This is a genomic window from Nocardioides luteus (genome assembly GCF_000960475.2).
In the GTDB taxonomy this organism is placed as follows: Bacteria; Actinomycetota; Actinomycetes; order Propionibacteriales; family Nocardioidaceae; genus Nocardioides; species Nocardioides luteus_A.
Genome location: NZ_JZDQ02000002.1, coordinates 30,267 through 51,306, shown reverse-complemented (window position 1 = coordinate 51,306; position 21,040 = coordinate 30,267). Strand labels below are relative to the sequence as shown.

The 21,040-nt window shown below is 69.9% G+C and carries 21 protein-coding genes; 13 read left to right on the top strand and 8 right to left on the bottom strand.

Annotation, left to right across the window (positions count from 1 at the left end; genetic code table 11):
- Positions 1–5: 5 nt before the first annotated feature.
- The 5 genes from UG56_RS01570 to UG56_RS01550 form a co-directional block, all read right to left on the bottom strand.
- Positions 6–659: a response regulator transcription factor gene (locus UG56_RS01570; protein WP_045551887.1), complete on the bottom strand. Its 654-nt coding sequence runs from the start codon at positions 657–659 to the stop codon at positions 6–8.
- A gap of 115 nt (positions 660–774) precedes the next feature.
- Complete coding sequence (locus tag UG56_RS01565; protein ID WP_071326819.1) at positions 775–2,037, bottom strand: amidase; 1,263 nt, start codon at positions 2,035–2,037, stop codon at positions 775–777.
- Positions 2,034–2,324 (bottom strand): hypothetical protein, encoded by a 291-nt coding sequence (locus UG56_RS01560; RefSeq protein WP_045552056.1) that lies wholly within the window; start codon positions 2,322–2,324, stop codon positions 2,034–2,036. The genes UG56_RS01565 and UG56_RS01560 overlap by 4 nt, the downstream gene beginning before the upstream one ends.
- Positions 2,321–2,848 carry a flavin reductase gene (locus UG56_RS01555; RefSeq protein WP_218145104.1) on the bottom strand — a complete coding sequence of 176 codons (528 nt, stop codon included), beginning with the start codon at positions 2,846–2,848 and terminating at the stop codon, positions 2,321–2,323. The genes UG56_RS01560 and UG56_RS01555 overlap by 4 nt, the downstream gene beginning before the upstream one ends.
- A 107-nt stretch (positions 2,849–2,955) precedes the next feature.
- Positions 2,956–4,473: a PAS domain-containing sensor histidine kinase gene (locus tag UG56_RS01550; protein WP_071326818.1), complete on the bottom strand. Its 1,518-nt coding sequence runs from the start codon at positions 4,471–4,473 to the stop codon at positions 2,956–2,958.
- Positions 4,474–4,657: 184 nt separating this feature from the next.
- Between UG56_RS01550 and UG56_RS01545 the strand changes: the two genes are divergently transcribed.
- The 7 genes from UG56_RS01545 (at position 4,658) to UG56_RS01515 (ending at position 11,325) form a co-directional block, all read left to right on the top strand.
- Positions 4,658–5,812 (top strand): acyl-CoA dehydrogenase family protein, encoded by a 1,155-nt coding sequence (locus UG56_RS01545; RefSeq protein ID WP_045547460.1) that lies wholly within the window; start codon positions 4,658–4,660, stop codon positions 5,810–5,812.
- Positions 5,813–5,846: 34 nt separating this feature from the next.
- On the top strand, positions 5,847–6,233 hold the full coding sequence (locus UG56_RS01540) for a hypothetical protein (protein WP_045547459.1): 387 nt from the start codon (positions 5,847–5,849) through the stop codon (positions 6,231–6,233).
- A 1-nt stretch (position 6,234) separates the two neighbouring features.
- On the top strand, positions 6,235–7,533 hold the full coding sequence (locus UG56_RS01535) for an aromatic ring-hydroxylating oxygenase subunit alpha (RefSeq protein ID WP_045547458.1): 1,299 nt from the start codon (positions 6,235–6,237) through the stop codon (positions 7,531–7,533).
- Positions 7,526–8,044 carry an aromatic-ring-hydroxylating dioxygenase subunit beta gene (locus UG56_RS01530; RefSeq protein ID WP_045547457.1) on the top strand — a complete coding sequence of 173 codons (519 nt, stop codon included), beginning with the start codon at positions 7,526–7,528 and terminating at the stop codon, positions 8,042–8,044. The genes UG56_RS01535 and UG56_RS01530 overlap by 8 nt, the downstream gene beginning before the upstream one ends.
- Positions 8,041–8,811 (top strand): SDR family NAD(P)-dependent oxidoreductase, encoded by a 771-nt coding sequence (locus UG56_RS01525; RefSeq protein ID WP_218145103.1) that lies wholly within the window; start codon positions 8,041–8,043, stop codon positions 8,809–8,811. Before UG56_RS01530 ends, UG56_RS01525 begins: the two co-directional genes overlap by 4 nt.
- Positions 8,812–8,834: 23 nt before the next feature.
- Entirely contained in the window at positions 8,835–9,788 is a 954-nt protein-coding gene (locus UG56_RS01520) for a PDR/VanB family oxidoreductase (RefSeq protein WP_045547456.1), read from the top strand.
- Positions 9,789–9,963: 175 nt separating this feature from the next.
- Positions 9,964–11,325 (top strand): MFS transporter, encoded by a 1,362-nt coding sequence (locus UG56_RS01515; protein WP_052693234.1) that lies wholly within the window; start codon positions 9,964–9,966, stop codon positions 11,323–11,325.
- Between the two features lie 25 nt (positions 11,326–11,350).
- Here the strand turns inward: UG56_RS01515 and UG56_RS01510 are convergent, their stop codons facing one another.
- The 3 genes from UG56_RS01510 to UG56_RS01500 form a co-directional block, all read right to left on the bottom strand.
- The gene (locus tag UG56_RS01510) at positions 11,351–11,908 is read right to left on the bottom strand and encodes a hypothetical protein (RefSeq protein ID WP_045547455.1); all 558 of its coding nucleotides are present in this window, start codon (positions 11,906–11,908) and stop codon (positions 11,351–11,353) included.
- Positions 11,909–11,953: 45 nt separating this feature from the next.
- Positions 11,954–12,364 (bottom strand): hypothetical protein, encoded by a 411-nt coding sequence (locus tag UG56_RS01505; RefSeq protein ID WP_045547454.1) that lies wholly within the window; start codon positions 12,362–12,364, stop codon positions 11,954–11,956.
- Between the two features lie 74 nt (positions 12,365–12,438).
- Positions 12,439–13,614: a beta-1,3-glucanase family protein gene (locus UG56_RS01500; protein ID WP_045547453.1), complete on the bottom strand. Its 1,176-nt coding sequence runs from the start codon at positions 13,612–13,614 to the stop codon at positions 12,439–12,441.
- A gap of 177 nt (positions 13,615–13,791) precedes the next feature.
- Between UG56_RS01500 and UG56_RS01495 the strand changes: the two genes are divergently transcribed.
- The 6 genes from UG56_RS01495 (at position 13,792) to UG56_RS01470 (ending at position 21,031) form a co-directional block, all read left to right on the top strand.
- Positions 13,792–14,493 carry an NAD-dependent deacylase gene (locus UG56_RS01495; RefSeq protein ID WP_045547452.1) on the top strand — a complete coding sequence of 234 codons (702 nt, stop codon included), beginning with the start codon at positions 13,792–13,794 and terminating at the stop codon, positions 14,491–14,493.
- A gap of 31 nt (positions 14,494–14,524) precedes the next feature.
- Complete coding sequence (locus UG56_RS01490; protein ID WP_143054865.1) at positions 14,525–15,241, top strand: hypothetical protein; 717 nt, start codon at positions 14,525–14,527, stop codon at positions 15,239–15,241.
- Between the two features lie 42 nt (positions 15,242–15,283).
- On the top strand, positions 15,284–16,732 hold the full coding sequence (locus tag UG56_RS01485) for an MDR family MFS transporter (RefSeq protein ID WP_045547450.1): 1,449 nt from the start codon (positions 15,284–15,286) through the stop codon (positions 16,730–16,732).
- A gap of 61 nt (positions 16,733–16,793) precedes the next feature.
- The gene (locus UG56_RS01480; RefSeq protein WP_371264370.1) at positions 16,794–17,942 is read left to right on the top strand and encodes an acyl-CoA dehydrogenase family protein; all 1,149 of its coding nucleotides are present in this window, start codon (positions 16,794–16,796) and stop codon (positions 17,940–17,942) included.
- 250 nt (positions 17,943–18,192) lie between these two features.
- The gene (locus tag UG56_RS01475; protein ID WP_045547449.1) at positions 18,193–19,692 is read left to right on the top strand and encodes a PxKF domain-containing protein; all 1,500 of its coding nucleotides are present in this window, start codon (positions 18,193–18,195) and stop codon (positions 19,690–19,692) included.
- Positions 19,693–19,849: 157 nt separating this feature from the next.
- On the top strand, positions 19,850–21,031 hold the full coding sequence (locus UG56_RS01470) for a M24 family metallopeptidase (RefSeq protein WP_256206382.1): 1,182 nt from the start codon (positions 19,850–19,852) through the stop codon (positions 21,029–21,031).
- Positions 21,032–21,040: the final 9 nt, after the last annotated feature.

The window sequence follows — 21,040 nt, the reverse complement described above, 5'->3', positions numbered from 1 at the left end:
TCAGGTCAGACGTCCACCTGGTGCAGGAGCACGTCGCGTACGAGCGTGCCGAGGCTGTCCGAGCCGGTCTTCGCCTTGATCCGTGCCCGGTGGACGTCGACGGTCTTGACGCTGGTGCCCAGCTCCCGCGCGATGTGCTGGCTGGGCAGGCCGTCGATGACCAGGCGCAGCACCTCGAGCTCACGCGGCGTGAGCTGGTCGACGCGGGCCTGTACGTCGCGGCGTACGGCATCGGCGGCGAACCGCTTGCTCGCCTCGAGGAGCTGCTCCTGGACGACGTCCAGCATCTGCTGGGAGTCGTACGGCTTCTCGAGGAAGTCGACGGCGCCGTGCTGCATCGCCCGGACCGACATCGGCACGTCACCGTGGGCCGAGCAGAAGATGACCGGTGCCGGGTAGTGCTGCTGGCGGAGCTTCTCCTGCAGCTGGAAGCCGCTGACGCCGGGCATCCTGACGTCGACGATGAGGACGGCCGGCTCGGTCGGGTCGTACTCGTCGAGGAACGTGGTCGCGTCGGGATAGGTCAGCGCCTCGATGCCGACGGTCTCCAGCAGGAAGACCAGCGACTGACGCAGGTCGTGGTCGTCGTCGACGATGTGGACGACCGGGGTGCGCGCGACGGCGGCGGTGTCGGGCCGGGGGAGTTCGGTGATGCTCATCGTTGCCGCCTTGCTGGTGGGGATGGTCGTCGACGGTACGTCGTCGCTGTTTCCCGTCGGTTTCGTCATCGCGCTTCACTCATCCCTCGTGGTGTGACCTGGGCCATGCCCAGGATCAGGACACCAGGCTTTGCTCGACAGTGCACGCCGCCGACAGGAGCGCGGCCTCGCCGTGGCTGCGGCCGATCACCTGGATGCCCAGCGGCATGCCCTCGGCATCACGCAGCCCGGGCACGGTGACGACGGGCAGGCCGAGCGCCTGCCACGGCCGGCTCAGCACCGGGTCGCCGGTCGCCCCGAGCCCGTGGGGAGCGGGACCCGGGGCGGCGGCGCCGACGATGACGTCGTAGGACCCGAGGAGCTCGGCGACCCGCTCGCGGCCTCGCGCGATCACGTCGCGAGCGGCGTCGTAGTCGCGCCGACTGGTCTCGGCACCCGTACGCAGCAGTCCGGCCAAGGGCTCGGACAGCTGGTCCGCGGCGGCCAGTTCCGCCGCGCGCTCGCGGGCGGCCTCGTACGCCATCACGACCGGGTGCGCGGCGGCGAGGTCGGCGACCAGCTGCTCCTCGGGAAAGTCGACGACGCGGGCGTCGCTCGCCTCCAGCGCGGCCCGGGTCGTGTCCAGCGCACCCTGCATCGCCGGGTCGAGGACGCCGAGCGGCGCCGCCGACCAGAGCAGCACCCGGAGCGGCTCGACCCGATCGGGCGCACCCGGGCGGGCGACGTCGGGTTCGCCGCTCAGCGCGGACCAGGCCAGGGCGAGATCGCTCGCGGTCGCGGCGTACACGCCGTGGCTGTCGAGGCTCTCGCTCAGCCCGGTGACGCCGTCGACCGGGAAGCGACCGTGGCTCATCACCAGCGCCGCGACCCCGCAGTACGCCGCGGGCCGGGTCACCGAGCCGGCGGTCTGGGAACCCAGGCCGAGCGGCACCTGACCGGCGCCGACGGCCGCCGCGGAGCCACTGGAGGAGCCGCCCGGGGTGCGATCGGTCGCGGCCGGGTTCGCGGTGGGGCCGGGGGAGAAGAACGCGAACTCGGTGGTCACGGTCTTGCCGACCGGCACCGCGCCGGCCCGGCGCCAGGCCGACACGATCGCCGCATCCTCGTCGGCCGGCGTCGCCTCCGCGCGCAGGGAAGAGCCGCACCTGGTCGGCAGGCCGGCCACGTCGATGATGTCCTTGACGCCCAGCGGTACGCCGGCCAGCGGCCCGGCCGCGGGAGCCGACTCGTGCCGGATCACCCAGGCCCTCAGCTCGGGCTCGGTCTCCTCGATCCGCGCGGCGGACCGGGCCATCGCCTCTGCCGGCGTGGTGGTGCCACGGTCCAGCTCGGAGACGAGCTCGCGCAGCGACCACGGCTGCCACAGCGACGTACTCATGCCTCGCCCCAGGTCGCGTCGGCGGTCCAGTAGTCCATCCCGCTCGCGGAGACGTCATGACGCCACTCGGACGTGCGCCGCAGGGTCGGCTCGACCTCGGCGGTGATCTCGTCGGCGACCTCGGGGCCGTCGCCGGGGGCCTGCCAGTGCACCCAGTTGAGCTCATGGCCGGAGGCGTCGTGGACGAAGAGGTCCACGTGCTGCCAGCCGTACCCGTGCGTGTCGGTGTAGCACATCAGCGTCATCCGCGCGCCCGGCTCCCTGATGATCGCGCTCGTCCGGCTCATGCGGACAGCTCCGTGGGGTGCAGGGTGTGGAAGCGACGCTGGAAGTAGACCAGGCCTCCGGTGTCCTCACGGCTCTCGACGGCGTCGACCTCGACGAAGAGCACGGTGTGCGAGCCGTGGGAGCGGTGGTCGGCGACCCGGCCGATGACGGTGGCGACGGCCTCACGCAGCACGGGGACGCCGTGGACGTCGTGCTCCCACTCCGGCGCGGCGAGCCGGTCGCTCATCGAGACGTCGCTGGCTCCGGCGAACTGCATCGCGATCGCCTCGTGCTCGGCGGCGAGCACGTTGATGCCGACGCGCTTGTTCTCCACGAAGAAGTCGTGGGTGTAGCTGGACCGGTTGACGCAGACCAGCATCGTCGGCGGGCTGTCGGTGACCGAGCAGGCCGCGCTGACGGTGATGCCGGCCGGGCCGCGCGGGCCGTCGGTGGTGACGATGTTGACCGCTGCGGAGAGATTCGACATCGCGGCACGGAAGGCGCGCTGGGTCGGGGTCAGCTCGGGACTGGTCGGGGTGGACAACCTGGGCCTCCTACCGGATCGGATACCTCGACCGTAGGCAGTCTCGCGCCGCCGTGGAATCGAGAGTTCCTCGACGCCGGATGAGGATTTCCCCTACGCCGGAGCGGCTAAGCGCGGGGCAGCGTGAACGCGAACCGGGTCCCGCCGCCCTCGCGTGGCTCCGCCCAGATCATCCCGTGCTGGCGGGTGATGATCCGGTAGCTCAACGCCAGCCCGATCCCGCTCCCGCGCTCCTTGGACGTGAACGACTCCGCGAACGGATCCTGCGTCAGCCCGCGCCCACGGTCCTCGACCGTCACCATCCCCGAGGTCTTCCCGTCGTACGTCGCGGTGCTGGTGCCGATCCGGAGCACTCGCTCGCCGGGGGCGCACTGGCTCAGTTCGTCGACGGCGTTGAAGCAGAGGTTGAGCACGACCTGTCCCGTCAGGACTCGTTCGCAGCGTACGGGCACGGGGTCGGGGGAGAGGTCGAGCTCGACCTCGATCCCGGCCGGTTCCGCGCGCAGAGCGACGAAGTAGAGGCACTCCTCGACGACGTCGTTGAGGTCCACGCGACTCGAGACCTGCTCCAGATGGCCGACGTAGGAGCGTACGGAGCTGACGATGGTCGCGGCCCGCTCGATCTGGCGTTCGGCGCCGTCCAGCCCGAAGGCGAGCATCTCGGCGTCCCGGGCGACCTCGGCACATCCCGCCAGCGTTCGAGCACGGGCGCGGACCCCGGCCAGGAAGTTGTTCGCCGCGGCCAGGGGCTGACCCAGCTCATGGGCTATCGCCATCGCCATGTCACCCATCGCGTTGTAGCGGGCCAGATAGTTCTCCTGGTCATAGGCCTGTTCGGCGCGCACCCGCTCGGAGATGTCGTAGACGGTCAGGACGAACTCCTCGATCCCGGGCTGGTGCATCCGTTCCAGGGTTCCGCCCAGCCAGGCGGACCGGGCCGGACCGGTTCCGGTGCGGCGGCGCAGCCGGAGCCGGACGGTGGCGATCGGGTCGGCAGCGCCGACCGCCGCCGGCCAGCCGCTGCGCTCGCGGTCGCCGCGCCGGTCGATCTGCACCGTGGCGACGTCATCGAGATGGTGTCCGGCCATCTCGGTGCGCGACACCCCGAACTGGGCGAGCGCCTGGTCGGTCACGTGCTGGACGACGCCGTCCGGGCTCAGCACCACGACGCCGGCGGCCGTGTGCCGGCTCAACGTCTCGACGTACGCCGTGGTCTGCCGCAGCTCCCGCTCGACCGCCTGCTCGCGCTCGATGTCACGGAACTGCACCATCACGGCCGGGCCCTGGGCGAGCTCGATGCGGGTGGCGACGGCCTCGGTGGGGATCACCCGGCCGGTGCTCGAGCGGTAGTGCCACTCGATCCTGCTCCGACCCTTGTCGACGGCCTCCTGCAACCACGCCCTGCCGATCACCCGGTCGTACTCCTGGGCGGAGCTGCTCATGTCGTCGGCCTTGAGCGGGCGCAGCTCGGTGACGCTCCATCCGAGCAGCTCGCACGCGGCGGGGTTGGCCCAGATGATGTCCTTCGTCGTCGCGTCGTGGATCAGCACGCACAGCGAGGTCGCGTTCATCATCGCGAGAAAGTCGGTTTGGACCAGCTCCGGCACCTGCGGGTCGACCTGCATCTGGTCAGGATAGGTCGCCGGATGAGGCGCGGGCGCTGAAGAAATCCCCTACGCGGGGCAGTGACGCCCCCTCATCCGGGCCGGGCATTCCCAATTCCCGCCACGCGGGGAGCCTCATAGCGTCGATCCCGGCGGCCGGCGTCCGGCCGATCCCCCACATCCGACCCGACGCAGAGGAGCCGACATGGCCCAGACCCAGGAGATCCAGCCGGAGACGACCGGCGCGCCCCTCACCCTGGAGGACGTCCTGTCGGAGCTGGCCGAGCGACGCGGTGAGTTCCACGAGCAGAGCTACGTGCCCCGTGACTTCGTCGAGCGGCTCAAGCAGGTCGGGATCTACCGGAGCTCGACCCCGCGGATGTTCGGCGGCGAGCCGATGGCCCCCGCCGACTTCCTCGAGGTGGTCGAGCGGATCTCTGCCGTCGACGGCTCGACCGGATGGGTCGCGGCCTTCGGTTCGGCCCTCACCTACCTGGCGGCCCTTCCGCTGGAGACCCAGGCCGAGCTCTATGCGGACGGCCCCGACGTCGTCTTCGCCGGCGGGCTCTTCCCGGTCCAGCCCGTCACCCCCACCGAGCGTGGCTTCGTCGTCGACGGACGCTGGAAGTTCGCCAGCGGCTGCATGGGCGCCGACGTGCTCGGCGTCGGCATCCCCGGCGACGACACGTCCGGCGGCAAGCCCCGGAGCGCCCTGCTGCGACCCGACCAGGTCGAGATCGTGCAGGACTGGGACGTCGCCGGGATGCGAGCGTCGGGCTCGTTCGACCTGGTCGTCAAGGAGGTCGAGGTCGCCCGCGAGTGGACCTTCATCCGTGGCGGAGCGCCGACCGTCGACGAGCCGCTCTACCGCTACCCGACCATCGGCTACCAGGCCCAGGTCCACGCCGCGGTCGGCCTGGGTGTCGCCCGGGCCGCCCTCGAGTTCGCCCAGGAGGCAGGCTCGCGCACCGGCGTGACCGGAGCACCGCCGCTGGCCGCCCGCGCCTACTACCGCACGTCGTACGCCGAGAGCTATGCCGCGCTCCGTTCGGCGCGCGCCTTCTTCCACGAGGTGGCCGAGGAGGTCTGGAGCACCGTCCTCGCCGGTGACGACGTACGGCCGGAGCAGCACGCGCGGATCCGGCTCTCCGCCACCCACGCGGCCTCCACCGCGGCCCGCGTCGTCGGTGACCTCTGCACCATCTCCGGCACCGGCACCATCGCCAACCGGCACCCCCTGCAGCGGATGCGCCGGGACGCCGAGGTGCCCCAGGTGCACGCCTTCCTGGGGCCGTCGATGTTCGACGCCGCCGGCGCGGTGCTGCTCGGCCAGGAGCCGACCGTCCCCGGATTCATGTGACCAGCCGCCCGTCCCGCCACCCCAAGGAGACCCGATGAGTGATCCGACACCACTCCGCGTCCTGTTCTGCATCGGTATCAACCAGAACTTCTTCGATCTGCCCAGCGCCGGCGTCACCGTCGACGACGTCTGGCGGGCCTTCGTCGAGATGATGGACGGCATCAAGGCGCTGCCGGGCGTCGACTTCATCGGGGACATCGACGACGACGCGCACATGGTCGGCCCCTCCGACTCCTGGCCGTGGACCTGCTACCTGCTGGCCGACGTCGACAGCCAGGAGACCGTCCGGGCCGCCTGCAACCTGTTCCGCACCATCGCGGTGGGCGAGGGCGGCTTCAAGCTCTGGCGTTACGCCAAGGTCGAGGCGCGGATGGGCAGAGCCCTGACCCCGCGCTCCTACGAGCCCGTGGAGGCGAACTGAGATGACCATCGAGATCACCGCATCCAACGTGTACGACCTCGCGCCCGCCGACCTGGTCCAGGACGACCGGGTCGCCGGCCGGATGTACACCGACCCCGAGATCTTCGAGCTGGAGATGACCCGCATCTTCGAGCACACCTGGATCTGGGTCGCGCACGAGAGCGAGCTGCCCAACCCCGGCAGCTTCAAGTCGACGTACGTCGGCCGGCAGCCGGTCATCGTCTCGCGGGACCGCAAGGGTGCGATCCACACCCTCGTCAACCGCTGCCGGCACCGCGGGGCGAGCCTGTGCGAGAAGCGGACCGGCGAGGCGAACGGCTTCACCTGCCCCTACCACGCCTGGTCCTACAGCCTCGACGGCAAGCTGCGCGGCATCCCCTACCCGGAGGGCTACGAGGGCGTCATCGACAAGAGCGAGCTCTCCCTCAAGCGGCTGCGCACCGAGTCCTACGGCGGCATGGTCTTCGCCACCCTCGACGAGGACATCGAGCCGCTCGAGGAGTTCCTCGGCGACGTGAAGCTGTGGATCGACCGCTTCATGAAGCAGGGCGGCGGCTACCCGATCAAGGTGCTCGGCACCCACCAGTTCACCTTCGGCGGCAACTGGAAGATCCAGCTGGAGAACACCACCGACGGCTACCACTTCCCGATCGTGCACCGCTCCTGGATGGCGTCGGTCGACGCCGAGACCGCCGACATGATGTCGTTCATGACCGACCCCGAGGCGGTCACCCACGACCTCGGCAACGGTCACAGCGTCGCCCAGATGGTGCCCGAGCACTCCGACCTCGATGCCGACGACGGCACCGAGAAGCTCCAGGACCGGTTCGACGAGCTGATCGCCGACCTGCGTGCGGCCAACCTGTCCGACTCGGCGATCCGCAAGGTCGTCCTGGCCATGCACGGCACGGGGTTCAACCTCAACCTCTTCCCGAACGTCTCCATGTCCGCGGCCTTCTTCCGGGTCCTGCGGCCGATCTCGGTCGACAGGACCGTCATCGAGCACGTCGCGATCGGGCCCGACGGCCCCGACGAGGTCGTCGGCCCGGTGAACCGCGCCCGGCTGCGGGTGCACGAGCACTTCCAGGGACCCTTCGGCTTCGGCACGCCCGACGACGCCGAGGGCTGGGACCGGGTCCAGCGGGGCGCACAGGGTGCGCCCGAGATGCCGATCCTGGTCAACCGTGGCGCGGCCCGGGAGAAGCCGAGCCCCGAAGGCTGGACGACCTCCCATGTCACCGACGAGACCGGGATGCGCGCTGCGTACGCCCAGTGGAAGCAGATGATGAGCGATGACTGAGACCCTCACCCACACCGCCGCCCCGTCCCTGACGGACCCACGCGTGCTGCGCGGGATCGAGCTGGCCTGGCGGGAGGCCGACCTGCTCGACCGCAAGGAGTACGAGGCGTGGAACGCCCTCTACGCCGAGGACGGGCACTACGTCATCCCGATCGATCCCGACACGACCGACTTCGACAACACGCTCAACATGGTCTACGACGACGCCCGCATGCGCGGGATGCGCGTCACCCGGATGACCGAGGGCTACGCCATCGCCGCCGTCGACTCGGCGACGACCGCCCGCACGGTCTCCCGGTTCCTGCCCGTCGAGGTCTCCGACGCCGAGGTCGTGCTGCGTGCCTCGCAGGTGCTGGTGGCGTACAAGCGTGGCCGGCATGACCTGTGGGCGGGCGACGTCGAGTACCGGATCCGGTTGGGTGCCACCGCCGCCGAGGACCTGATCGTGCGCAAGGTCGTGCGTCTGGTCGACAGCGAGGCCGCCGTTCCGGCTGCTGGGTTCCTGCTGTGACGGCCGGTCCCGACGACCGGCCCTGCGAGCGGCCCGTGGCGGTCGTCACCGGTGCGGGCAACGGCCTCGGTGCGGTGATCGCCGCCCACCTGCACGGGATCGGGCACCGCGTGGCCGTCGTCGACATCGACGGCGCGGCCGCCGCGTCGGTCGCGGACGGGCTGGACCCTGCGGGCGAGAGCGCCCGGGCGTACGGCCTCGACGTCACCGACCGTGACGCCATCGAGGGTCTGCTGGCCGCGCTGCTGGAGAGCTGGGGAGGCGTCCACGTCCTGGTGAACAACGCCGCCCGGACCCAGGCCACCCCGCTGCTGGAGATCTCGTCCGAGGAGCTCGCCTCGGTGATGGCGGTCAACCTCGGCGGCACCTTCGCCGCCTGCCAGGTCTTCGGGAAGCAGATGGCCGCGGCCGGCTACGGCCGGATCGTGAACCTCGGCTCCCTCGCGGGTCAGAACGGCGGCACCGCCACCGGCGGGCACTACGCCTCCTCCAAGGGCGCGGTGCTCGCGGCCACGAAGGTGTTCGCGCGCGAGCTCGCGAGCGCCGGGGTGACGGTCAACGCCGTCTCGCCCGGCCCGCTCGACCTCCCCGTCGTACGCCGCATCGTCGGCGAGGACAACGTCGACCGGTTCGCGGAGACCATCCCCGTGGGCAGGCTCGGCAGCCCAAAGTTCATCGCCGAGATCGTCGCGCTGCTGGCCTCGCCGGGCGCGGCCTCGGTGACCGGAGCGTGCTGGGACGCCAACGGTGGCCTCTACGTGCGCTGATCACCACCCAGAGGAGCAGATCGATGACCGACATCAAGGTGCGGGTCACCCAGATCGGGGTGGAGGCCCCGCACATCCGTACGCTGCGGCTCGTCCGTGAGGACGGCCGGCCGTTCGAGCCTTACCGAGCCGGAGCCCACGTCGACGTGGTCGGCCCGACCGGCGTCCTGCGCCAGTACTCGCTGTGCAGCCCGCCGTCCGAGAGCGGGTCGCAGCTGATCGCGGTCAAGCTCGAGCCCGACTCGCGCGGCGGCAGCGCGGCGTTGCACCAGGTGGGCGAGGGCGACGTCCTCACCATCGGCGAACCGCGCAATCTCGTCTCCGTCGTCGACGGTGCCGACCATCACCTGCTCGTCGCCGGAGGCATCGGGATCACCCCGATGCTGAGCCTCGCCTACGAGCTGCACGGGCGTGGCGAGGAGTTCCGGCTGGTCTACTTCGCCCGGTCGCGCGAGGACGCCGCCTTCCTGGACCTGCTCGAGACCGCCGGCTTCGCCGACCGCGTCGACATCCACCTGGGCGTCCCCCGCGCCGACCAGGTCCCGCTGGTGCGCGACGCGCTCGAGACGGCGACGACGAGCAGCCACGTCTACACCTGTGGTCCCGCCGGCTTCATGGAGCAGGTGACCGCGGTCGCCGCGCCCGTCGTCGGTGAGCGCAACGTCCATGTCGAGCACTTCGAGGCGGCCGAGATCGACACCTCCGCCGACAGCTCGTTCACCGTCGAGCTCGACACCGGGGAGTCCTTCGAGATCCCCGCCGACCGCTCGATCCTGTCGGTGCTGACCGACAACGGCATCGACGTGTTCACGTCGTGCGAGGAGGGCATCTGCGGCTCGTGCGTCTCCGGTGTCCTCGACGGCGTCCCCGACCATCGGGACAACTGTCTCTCCGCAGCCGACAAGGACGCCGGCGACCAGATGGCGCTGTGCGTCTCCCGGGCGAAGAGCCCGAAGCTCGTCATCGAGCTCTATTGACGCCATCGGCGGTAGGGGAAATCCTCAACGGGCTGCGGTCAATGCCAATGGAGCCCCGACGCCATGGTTCCTAGCGTGGGACCACCCCCCGCGAGGGTCGGAGAATCTCCGCCGATGCACGATGTCGTGCGGTCGGGGAAGGATTCGCCCCTCGCGCCCTAACGACAGGACAGTCATGACCACGACATCCCGCGTCGACACCGACACATCGGATCTGACCTCCACCCGCGGCGGCGTCGCCCGCCTCGCCTTCGCCAGCGGCGTCGGAACATCTCTGGAGTTCTACGACTTCGCCATCTACGGCACCGCCACCGCACTCGTCTTCACCGACACCTTCTTCCGCACGAGCAACCCCTGGTTCAGCACCTTCATGGGCCTGGCGACCTTCGCCATCGGCTTCCTGATGGCGCCGGTGGGCGCTGTCGTCTTCGGCTGGGTCGGCGACCGGTTCGGCCGCAAGTCCGCGCTGCTGATGACGTTCATCGGCATGGGCGTCGCCACGATGGTGATGGGCATGCTGCCCACCTACGCCCAGATCGGGGTCGCCGCGCCGATCCTGCTGGTCCTGCTCCGCATGGTGCACGGGCTGTGCCGCGGAGGTGAGACCGGCGGCGCTGCGGTGCTCGCGATCGAGCACGCCCCCGACGACAAGCGCGCCCGCTACGGCGTCTTCGTGGCGCTCGGCTCGCCGGTCGGGTCGATCCTGGCCAACCTCGCCTTCGCGGCCGTGCTGCTCCTTCCGGCGGCCAGCGTCGCGAGCTGGGGCTGGCGGATCCCGTTCCTCATCGGCGGCGTCGTGCTGTTCCTCGGCATCTGGATCCGCCGTGGTGTCTCGGAGAGCCCGGTCTTCCAGCAGATGATGCGTGAGGAGGGCGAGACGCTGAAGAACCAGCTCCCGGTCTTCGCCGTCCTCAAGACCAACTGGCGTCGGGTCGTGCTCGCCGCCGGCGTCAACATCGGCCTGAACTCGAGCACCTTCGCCCTGGCCACCTTCATGCTCTCCTACGCCACCGCCGCCGCTCCCGAGGGCCTCGGCCTGCCGCGTCAGCCCATCGTGAACGCCAGCATCGCCGCGCTGGTGATGCACGCGGTCGCCAACGTACTCTCCGCCTGGGCTGCCGACCGGCTCGGCCGCCGCCCGGTGATGATGGCCGGTGCCATCGGCTCCATCGCGTCCGCGCTGGTGATCTTCCATCTCGCCGAGGCGGGCAGCGTCGCCGGTGTCGCCTCCGCGATGATCATCGGGTTCACCACCACCGGAGTCCTGTTCGGACCGATGTACACCTTCTTCACCGAGCTCTTCCCGCGCGACCAGCGTCAGTCGGGCATGGGCGTCTCCTTCCACGTCGGCGCCGTGCTGGGTGGCGGCATCTCACCGCTGATCGCCAACCGGATCATCGCGGGCACGGGCGAGGCGACGTACGTCGGTTACTACCTGGCCGCGACCTGCGCGCTCTCGCTGATCTGCCTGTGTCTTCTCCCCGAGACCGCACCGCGGGCCCTGGCCCGGGCCAGGCTCCGGGCCCAGGTCGGCTGAACCCGCTGCAGCCGGGGTGGGGTGCTCACGGCGTCGATCCCGTGAGCACCTCGCCGCGGACCCGGCCGAAGGTGGAGTAGTCGGGCTGGACCTCGACGGTTCCGGAGCCGCCCAGCTCGGCCTCCCAGGTGGCGCCGAGGGTCTCGGCCTCGCCCTCCTGGCGGGCCCGCCGGTCGAAGGTGACCCGGGTGACGTACCCGTCGTCGGACCAGACCAGGACCCCGTCGACCTCGGCCTGGAATCGCTCGCCGTCGGGCAGCACCAGGTCGACGTGGTCGCTGTCGTAGTCGCGCATCCCGGGGAACTCCTCGTTGTCCTCGGGCAGGCTGGAGAGCTGGATCGGCTCGCGCAGGTCGAGCTCGATGGTGTCGGGGTCGCGGACGATCTGGGCCCACACGACGAGGGTGGCGACGAACAGCACCGGCACCGCGAGCACGGCGACGCCGGACCAGGCCAGCGGCTTCGCGTTCTTCCCGGACAGCCGCACCACGGCTGCCGCCACCAGCAGGGCCACCGCGACCGCCACGAAGAACAGCAGGACGGCGCCGACGACGATGATCAGAACCGCGCCACCCGCACCCATGGGCTCAGTATCCCGACCGCGGCCGTACGCCGCACGGCCAAATGACTACCCGACGGTCTCGACGATGCAGACGGCCAGCGTGGAGAAGTAGACCACCCCGGCGAACACCGCATGGAAGCTGACCCGGAGCGGCAGCCGGCCCTTGAACATCGAGCGGAGCGCGGCCTTGTAGGCGTTGATCGTCGAGAGGTGGCTGCCGCCCATCGCTCGCACCCGCCGCAGCAGCATCATGTCGCCGAAGGCGTTGCCGATCGTGATGAGGACGAAGGCAGCCCACGCCCACAGGACCCCGTCGGTCAGGACGTACGCGATGAAGGAGGCGACGCCGAGGACGGAGGCGGCCACGTGCGTGACGACGGTGCGCGGCGGAGTCCGGCCGCGCCCGACCCAGCTCGTCAGCAGCAGGACTCCGACCGCGGCCTGGACGAGCCACGCCACGAGGACGACGTAGGTCATGGGGTGACCGTACGGGTCCTCGTGGCGTGCCGGACGTGCCGTGCCGACCTTCCCCGAAAGAGGGGAGAAGCAGGTCAGAACGGGGTCAGCGTCACCGTCATCTCGGAGGCGTTGTCCTCGACGTACGAGGCGAAGCCGCCGACGTCGTCGAAGGCGAACCCGTAGGCCCTCCCGTCGACGGTGTTCTCGTGCATCGCCCTGCTGTACGCATGGACCGGCGAGCCCTGGTAGAACCCGCCCGGGTCGCCGGTGGGCTGGTTGGCGGAGGCGAGCAGCGTGGTCCGGTTGAAGCCGGCGCCGAGCACGGCGGCGACGGGACCGGTGACGCCGTCGTTGGGTGCGGCCAGCGCGCCGTCGCAGAAGAGCACGTCCCGGGTCGAGGGCCGGCTGAACGCCTTGACCTCGCCGTCGAAGACGAGCTGGTCGCCGCTGACCCTGCCGGTGAACGTGGCGTTGTTCGCCTTCACGACGAGGGGCTCGCCGGCGTACTTCGACCACACCTGGTCGATGTAGGAGTCGAAGAAGGTCGTGGAGAACCTCCCGGCGTCCAGCCCGTGTCCCGGCGCGATGATCCGGCGGTCGTCGACCACGAGGGAGCCGAAGTCGGGGGAGGCCGAGACCGCGGAGAAGATCTTCGCGCGGCCGCCATCGACGAGCGTGCCGGTGGTCGGCGACTGCTCGCCGGTCAGCGCGATCGAGAGCGGGACGCTGAACATGTCGACCATGGTCGTGTTGCAGTAGATCCGGCCGCTCTTGTAGGTGAACTCGACGCAGTCGTGCAGCACGCCGTAGCTGGGGTCGGACTCGACCCAGGCCGCCGGGTAGGCGAGCGCGTTGCCCTCGTTGACCTTGAACTTCAGCTTGTCGCCGAGCGAGAAGTAGATCCGGCCGGACATGTCGGCAGGGATCTGGGAGAGCGTGTCGCCGCTGCCCGAGAACGGGATCGCGTAGTCCGCGTAGCCGTCGGTGCCGTTGTCGGCGAGGGAGACCGGCGCGAGCGTCCCCTCGGGCGTGACCCGCGACTGCTGACCCGTCGCCAGGTCGGTGCCGACGATGTAGAAGTGGATCGAGGCGTTGTCGTACGCCCCGGTGCGGTTGACGAAGCGGAGCCGAATCGCGGCGGCCTGAGCGCCCTGCGAGCCCTGCGCGGCCTGGGGGCGCATCGCCTGGGCCTGCCATGAAGTCCCGCCGAGGAGCGGCACGGTGAACGCGGCAGAGGTGGCGGCTAGTACAGATCGTCTGGTCAGCATGGGACCTCCCGAGTGGGGAACTGTAGGAACCGAATTACAGTAAGGGTCCTTTACAGTAAAAGTCCATACCTTCGCCGAGCGGCCTCGTGCGGGCGTCGGTTCGATCACAAATACCGATCGAGTGACCAAAACGGTGGTTCGGGGGCAGCGGATGTTTCGTCAACCTCGCTAGCCTGAATGCTTGTGAAAGTTGTCGTGCTCACCGGAGCCGGGATCTCCGCCGAGAGCGGTCTCGCGACCTTCCGGGATGCCGATGGGCTCTGGCAGGGCCACCATGTCGACGACGTGGCCACGCCGGAGGCGTTCCATCGTGATCCCGCGACGGTCCACCGGTTCTACGACGACCGCCGCCGGGAGCTGCGGACCGTGACGCCCAACCCGGCCCACATCGCGCTGGCCCGGCTCGAGCAGGTCCTCGGTGACGAGCTGCTGGTGGTCACGCAGAACGTCGACGACCTCCATGAACGAGCCGGCTCCCGCCGGGTCGTGCACATGCACGGCGAGCTGCTCTCCGCCCTCTGCGACTCCTGCCAGGGCCGGTTCGCCTGGGACGACGACCTCGGCGACGGTCCGGCCTGCCCGGGCTGCGGCAACGACACGCTGAGGCCCGACGTGGTGTGGTTCGGCGAGATGCCCTACGACCTCGACCTGATCGAGCACGCACTCGTCCGGGCCGACCTCTTCGTCGCCATCGGCACCAGCGGCGCGGTCTACCCGGCCGCCGGTTTCGTACGCATGGCCGCCGGGTCCGGGGCCAAGACCCTCGAGCTCAACCTGGACCCGTCCGAGACCTCGCACCTCTTCGACGACGCCCGTCATGGGCCGGCCGGCAAGCTGGTGCCGGAGTGGGTTGCCGACGTACAGGCCCTCTCGCGTTGACCCCCGGGTAATTTCTGTCACGATAGGCCGCGTGTTTCGCCATGCCGTGCTCAGGACCGCCCTCATCGTCGCGCTGACCAGCGCTCTCGCCGGCTGTGGCGAGGAGGCGGGAACCCTGTCCCAGGCACGCGACTACGCGAAGGAGCCGGGCAACCAGATCGCCGAGGACGCCCGCGCCGCGATGCATGACATCGACACCGTCCATGTCGAGGGAGACGTGCTCGACTCGGAGAGCACCAAGATCACCGTCGACCTCGACGTCTCCGCCGAGGACGCCTGCGTCGGCAAGGTCAGCATCGGCGACGGCGAGATCTCGCTGCGCTCCATCGCCGGCTCGGCCTGGTACCAGGCCGACGAGGAGTTCTGGAAGTCGATTGCGCCGAACAAGGGGGAGGGCGAGCGCATCGCCAAGCGGGTCGGCGACAAGTGGGTCAAGCTCGAGGGCGAGCTGGCCAGCCTCCGCGCCTTCTGCAGCATCGACAGCCTCACCGCCCAGATGGTCCCGGCCGAGGCCGAGGCCCAGGCGATCGGCCCGGCCATGGCCGCCGACGGCCCCGCCGTGCGCCTCGATGTCACCCATGGCGAGACCGAGAGCCGGACGTACGTCCTGGCCTCCGAGCCCCACCGGATCGTGAAGTGGACCCAGGGCAGCTCCGGCGAGCTCACCTTCTCCGACTTCGACAAGGCGTTCCATGTCGAGGATCCTGCGCCTGGCGAGGTCTTCGATCTGGCCGAGCTGGAGAAGTGACTCCCCGGAATGAATACGTGGTCGTGAGGATTGCTAACTAATGTGTCCACCTCGACGACCAGACCCACACGCAGCTCGGTAGGACTTCGTAGCGAACGCGGGCCGATCCTGCTCGCGGTGATGGTGTCGCTGAGCCTGGTCGCGATCGACATGACGATCCTGGCGACCGCGGTGCCGAGCGTGGTCAAGGACCTCGGCGGGTTCGAGCAGTTCCCGTGGCTCTTCTCGATCTACGTGCTGGCCACCGCGGTGACCACGCCGCTGTACGCCAAGGTCGCCGACCGGCTCGGGCGCAAGCCGGTGATGATCGCCGGAATCGTCGCGTTCCTGGTCGGGTCGCTGCTGTGCGGCGTGGCGTGGTCGCTGACCGCGCTGATCGTCTTCCGGGCCATCCAGGGCATCGGCGCCGGGGCGATCCAGCCGATGGCGATGACGATCGTCTCCGACATCTACACGCTGGAGGAGCGGGCGGTCGCGACGTCGTACGTCGCCTCGGTCTGGGCCACCGCCGCCATCGTCGGCCCGACGCTCGGCGGCGTGTTCGCCGACTATCTCGACTGGCGGCTGATCTTCCTCATCAACCTGCCGGTCGGTGCGGTCGCGCTGTGGCTGCTGCGGCACTTCCGTGAGGACCGCCGGCCGGCCGCCGACCCCCAGGCCATCGACTGGGCCGGCGCCGGACTGCTGACCGTCGGCGGGATCGCACTCCTGCTCGGGCTGCTCGAGGGTGGGCACGCGTGGGGATGGGCCTCGCCGGTCTCGTTGGCGATCTTCGCGCTCGGGCTCGGGGCGCTGGTCGCGTTCGCGTTCGTCGAGCGCCGCGCCGCCGACCCGGTGCTGCCGCCCTGGGTGCTCAGCCACCGCGTCCTGGCGCCGGCCAACGCCGCCAGCCTGATCGTCGGCGTGGTGATGCTCGGACTGACGACGTACGTCCCGCTCTACGCCCAGAGCGTGCTCGGACACTCTGCGCTGGTGGCCGGGTTCGCGCTCGCCGGGATGAGCATCGGCTGGCCGATCGCCGCGGCCACGGCCGGCCGGATCTACCTGTCCCGCGGGTTCCGGACCGCCGTCGGGCTCGGGGCGCTGCTCGTCCTCCTCGGCGGGGCCGTGCTGGCGACGGTCGGGGAGAGCTCGTCGTTCTGGCACCTGGCGATCCCGTGCTTCGTGCTCGGTCTCGGCTTCGGCTGGTCGGTCAACCCCGGTGTCGTCGCCGCCGGGTCGGCGGTCGACTGGGAGGTGCGCGGGGTGGCCACCGGGTCCAACATGTTCGCCCGCTCGGTCGGCTCGGCGCTCGGCGTCGCGCTCTTCGGTGCGGTTGCGAACGGGCTGGTCAGGAGCGAGTACGCCGGGGGAGAGGTGCCGCCGCTGGAGGCGCTGCCTCCCGATGTCCTCGCGCCGGCGCTGCACGTCGTCTTCCTCGTCGGCCTGGCCGTCTCGGTGCCCCTGCTGGTGGTGGCGTGGCGTACGCCGGTCCGCATCCGGCAGGACTGATCTCGACTGAATCCTGAGAGGGGTTACCACTGAGTAACCAGTGCGTCGTAGACTCCGAGGCATGCTGAAGCGCGACCACTATGAGGAAGACCACGAGGACTTCCGAGCCTCCGTCCAGCAGTGGCTGGAGCGTTCGGTCAAGCCCCACACCGACAAGCACATCGCCGACAAGGCGCTGCCCCGCGAGTTCTGGCTGGAGGCTGGCGAGAACGGCTTCCTCGGTCTCGCGATCCCGGAGGAGTACGGCGGCGCAGGAGCCGACGACTTCCGCTTCAACGCGGTCCTCGCCGAGGAGCTCGCCAAGATCGGCGCGGCCTACCCGACCTGCGTCGGCATCCACTCCGACATCACCGCTCCCTACCTGGTCCGCCTCGGCACCGAGGAGCAGAAGCAGCGCTGGCTGCCGGGCGTGGCCTCCGGCGAGATCCTGCTCGCCATCGGCATGACCGAGCCCTCCGGCGGCTCCGACCTGGCCGCGCTGAAGACCACCGCGGTCCGCGACGGCGACGAGTGGGTCATCAACGGCTCCAAGACCTTCATCACCAACGGCTACTCCTGCGACCTGGTCATCACCGCGGTCCGCACCGACCCGGAGAAGGGCGCCAAGGGCATCACCCTCTTCGCGATCGAGGCGACCAAGGAGGGCTTCTCGCGCGGCCGCAAGCTCGACAAGGTCGGCATGGAGGAGTCCGACACCGCCGAGCTCTTCTTCGAGAACGTACGCGTCACCGACGCCGAGATCATCGGCGAGCTCAACCGCGGCTTCATCCACATGATGGAGGAGCTCCCGCAGGAGCGCGTCTCGTGCGCGGTCGCCAACATCGCGCAGGCCAAGCAGATCCTGCTCGAGACCGTCCAGTACGCCAAGGACCGCAAGGCCTTCGGCCAGTCCATCGGCGCCTTCCAGCACAACAAGTTCCTGCTCGCCGAGCTGGTCACCCAGATCGAGGTCGCCGAGGCGTACGTCGACAAGTGCGTCGCCGCCCACGCCCGCGGCGAGCTCAGCCCGGTCGAGGCGTCCAAGGCCAAGTGGTGGTCCTCGCAGGCGCAGTCCGAGGTCCTCGACCACTGCGTCCAGATCCACGGCGGCTACGGCTTCATGAACGAGTACCGCGTCGCTCGCGCCTGGCGCGACGCCCGCGTCACCAAGATCTGGGCCGGCTCCAACGAGATCATGAAGGAGCTCATCGGCCGCGATCTCGGCTTCTGAGCCTGATACAAGCCTGATACAAGTCGTACGTCCGAGGGGCGGCCCCGACAGCGGGGCCGCCCCTCGGCGTTGCGGGGTCCGGTGCCCGCCAGGTCGCCGAGGCGTCGATGGGCGCGCCCGATCGGGACCATGCCTCAAATGGGGGACGCTCCTTGCGCCATCGGCACGCGCGTCGTCAGCCCGCGCCTACCTTCGCCCGGGGGTTGGACCATCAGAGGGTTCGATCCGAGCATCCGGGAGGGGACAGCACATGCTGGGATACGGAAAGTGGTCACGCAAGGGGACGATCGTCGTCGCGCTGGCGGCCTTCGGAGCGATGGCGTTGCCTGGCGTCGCCTTCGCGGACAACGTGGTGAACGACGTCGATGTCACCGCTGGTGACAACACCATCACGACCGGCGGTACGACGACGATCGGCTACAAGATCAATGCCACCGGTGTCGGTTCAGACGGGCAAGCCGGTTGTAACGCCAGCGACGCGACACCGGCCACACTGACCTTGAGCGTGCCGGCCGACGTGACGGCGAGCAGGACGTCGTTGACGTTTACCGCGTGTAACGCCTACCAGCCGGTGACCTTCAGCTCCGTGGTCGCCGGTGACCACCACATCAACGTCAGCAGCATCAGCGACGCCGGCGTCGGGTCCTACGAAAACCGCGCGAACTGGACGCTGCGCGTCATCGCACCACCGCCACCGCCCAACACCGCACCGAGCGTGTCGGTCAGCGGTGTCACCGACGGTGCGAGCTACGAGATCGGCTCGGAGCCGAGTCCGTCGTGTGAGGTCACCGATGCCGAGGACGGCAACAGCACGGTGGCGGCTGTCGTCAACGGCACGCTGTCCCACGGCCTCGGCACCCAGACGGCCACCTGTGACCACATCGACAAGGGTGGGCTCGCAGCCGACACCGCCACGGCGACCTACACCATCGTCGACACCGGGAACCCGACCATCGGTCACACGCTCAGCCCCAGCACGCCGGACGGCGACAACGGCTGGTACAGGCAGGACGTCGCCGTGACGTTCACCTGTGCGGACGCCGGCGGGTCCGGTATCGACACCTGCGTGGGTGACACCGCCCTCGGCGAGGGCGAGGACCAGTCTGTGACAGGGACGGCGACGGACTGGGCCGGCAACACGGCGACCGACACCGTGCCCGACATCGACATCGACAAGACAGCCCCGGTAGTGGCGCTCGTCGGTGGACCGGGAGCCAGCTACTACTACGGCAACGACCCTGCCGCCCCCACCTGTGACGCTTCGGACGCTCTGTCCGGCCTCGCCTCCTGCGAGGTCACCGGTGGCGGCACCTCGGTCGGCGCCCACTCCTACACCGCGACCGCGACCGACAACGCGGGCAACACCGCCACGGCGACCCTGAACTACACCGTGCTCGCGTGGACCACCAAGGGGTACAACGCCCCGGTCGACATGGGTGGAGTCTTGAACACCGTCAAGGGCGGCAGCACCGTCCCGCTCAAGTTCGAGCTGTTCGCCGGGCCGACCGAGCTGACGAGCACTTCTGCCGTGACCGGCTTCAAGACACAGAAGATCAGCTGCACCAGCGCCACAGGCGTCGAGGACGCGATCGAGCTGCTGACCACCGGCGGGACAAGCCTCCGCTTCGACACCACTGCGGGCCAGTTCGTCCAGAACTGGAAGACGCCGACAGGTGCTGGCAGCTGCTACGCCGCCACGATGACCAGCAACGATGGCTCCACCATCACCGCGCTGTTCAAGATCAAGTAGTCACGCGGACACACACGACCGCCCCCAGGCGCACGGCCGTCTGGGGGCGGTCGGTGTTTCGGTGACGCTACGAGCGTTCGAAATCTTCGGTTTGTCTATTGTCAACAATCAGCGGGCTCGGTCACGATGATCGGGTGGCGGGAACGGTGTGGATGTGGTGAGCGTCTTCGGCCCCGAGGAGTTCGCGGAGCGGCTGGAGAAGGTGCAGCAGCGGATGGTGGAGCGGGGCTGGTCGGCGCTGGTGGTCGCGGACCCGGCGAACCTCTACTACCTGACCGGCTACAACGCCTGGTCGTTCTACGTGCCGCAGTGCGCGGTGGTGCCCGCTCGGGGGCAGCCGCACCTGTTCCTGCGGGCGATGGACGCGCACGGGGCCCGGCACACGGCGGTGCTGCCGGAGGACCGGATCCACGCCTATCCGGAGGAGCTGGTCCACCGGCCCGACGTCCATCCCTACGACCACATCGCCGCCCTCGCCCGGGAGCTCAATCTATTTGTCGACAATCCTGACGAAGTCGTGGCGATGGAGCTGGACGCCCACCATCTGCCGGTGCGCGGCTTCCTGGCCGTGCAGCGGGCCCTCCTTCATGCCCGGATCGTCGACAGCGAGGAGCTGGTCAACTGGGTGCGCGTGGTGAAGTCGCCGGCCGAGCAGGACGAGATGCGGGCTGCGGGCCAGGTCGCCGAGCGGGCGATGACGGCGGCCCTCGCGGGGCTGCGCTCGGGGCGGCGGGAGTGCGACGTGGTCGCCGACATCCAGGCCGCGCAGACGGTCAGCGTCGGCGGGGTCGGTGGCGACTACCCGGCGCTGGTGCCGCTGCTGCCGACCGGCGACAGCGCCGACACACCCCACCTGACCTGGACCGACAGGGTCCTGCGCCGCGGTGAGGCGACCACGATCGAGCTCGCCGGCGTACGCAACCGCTACCACGCCCCGCTCGCCCGCACCGTCTGCCTCGGGCCGCCGTCGGCCAAGCTCCTCGACTGCGCCGCGGCGACCGCCGAGGGCATGGAGGCGGCGCTCGGCTCGATGAAGCCGGGGGCGGCCGGGGCCGACGTCCATGCGGCCTTCACGCGGGTGATCGCCGCCCACGGCCTCACCAAGGAGTCCCGGATCGGCTACTCGATCGGGGTCGGCTTCCCGCCCGACTGGGGCGAGCGGACGGTCAGCCTCCGGGCGGGCGAGGAGACGGTTCTCGAGCCCGGGATGGCCTTCCACGTGATCCTCGGAATGTGGATGGACGGCTGGGCCTACGAGCTCTCCGAGTCGGTCCTGGTCACCGAGCACCTGCCCGAGCCGCTGACCTCGATGCCGCGTCAGCTGATCGTCAACGAGTAGTCCACCAAG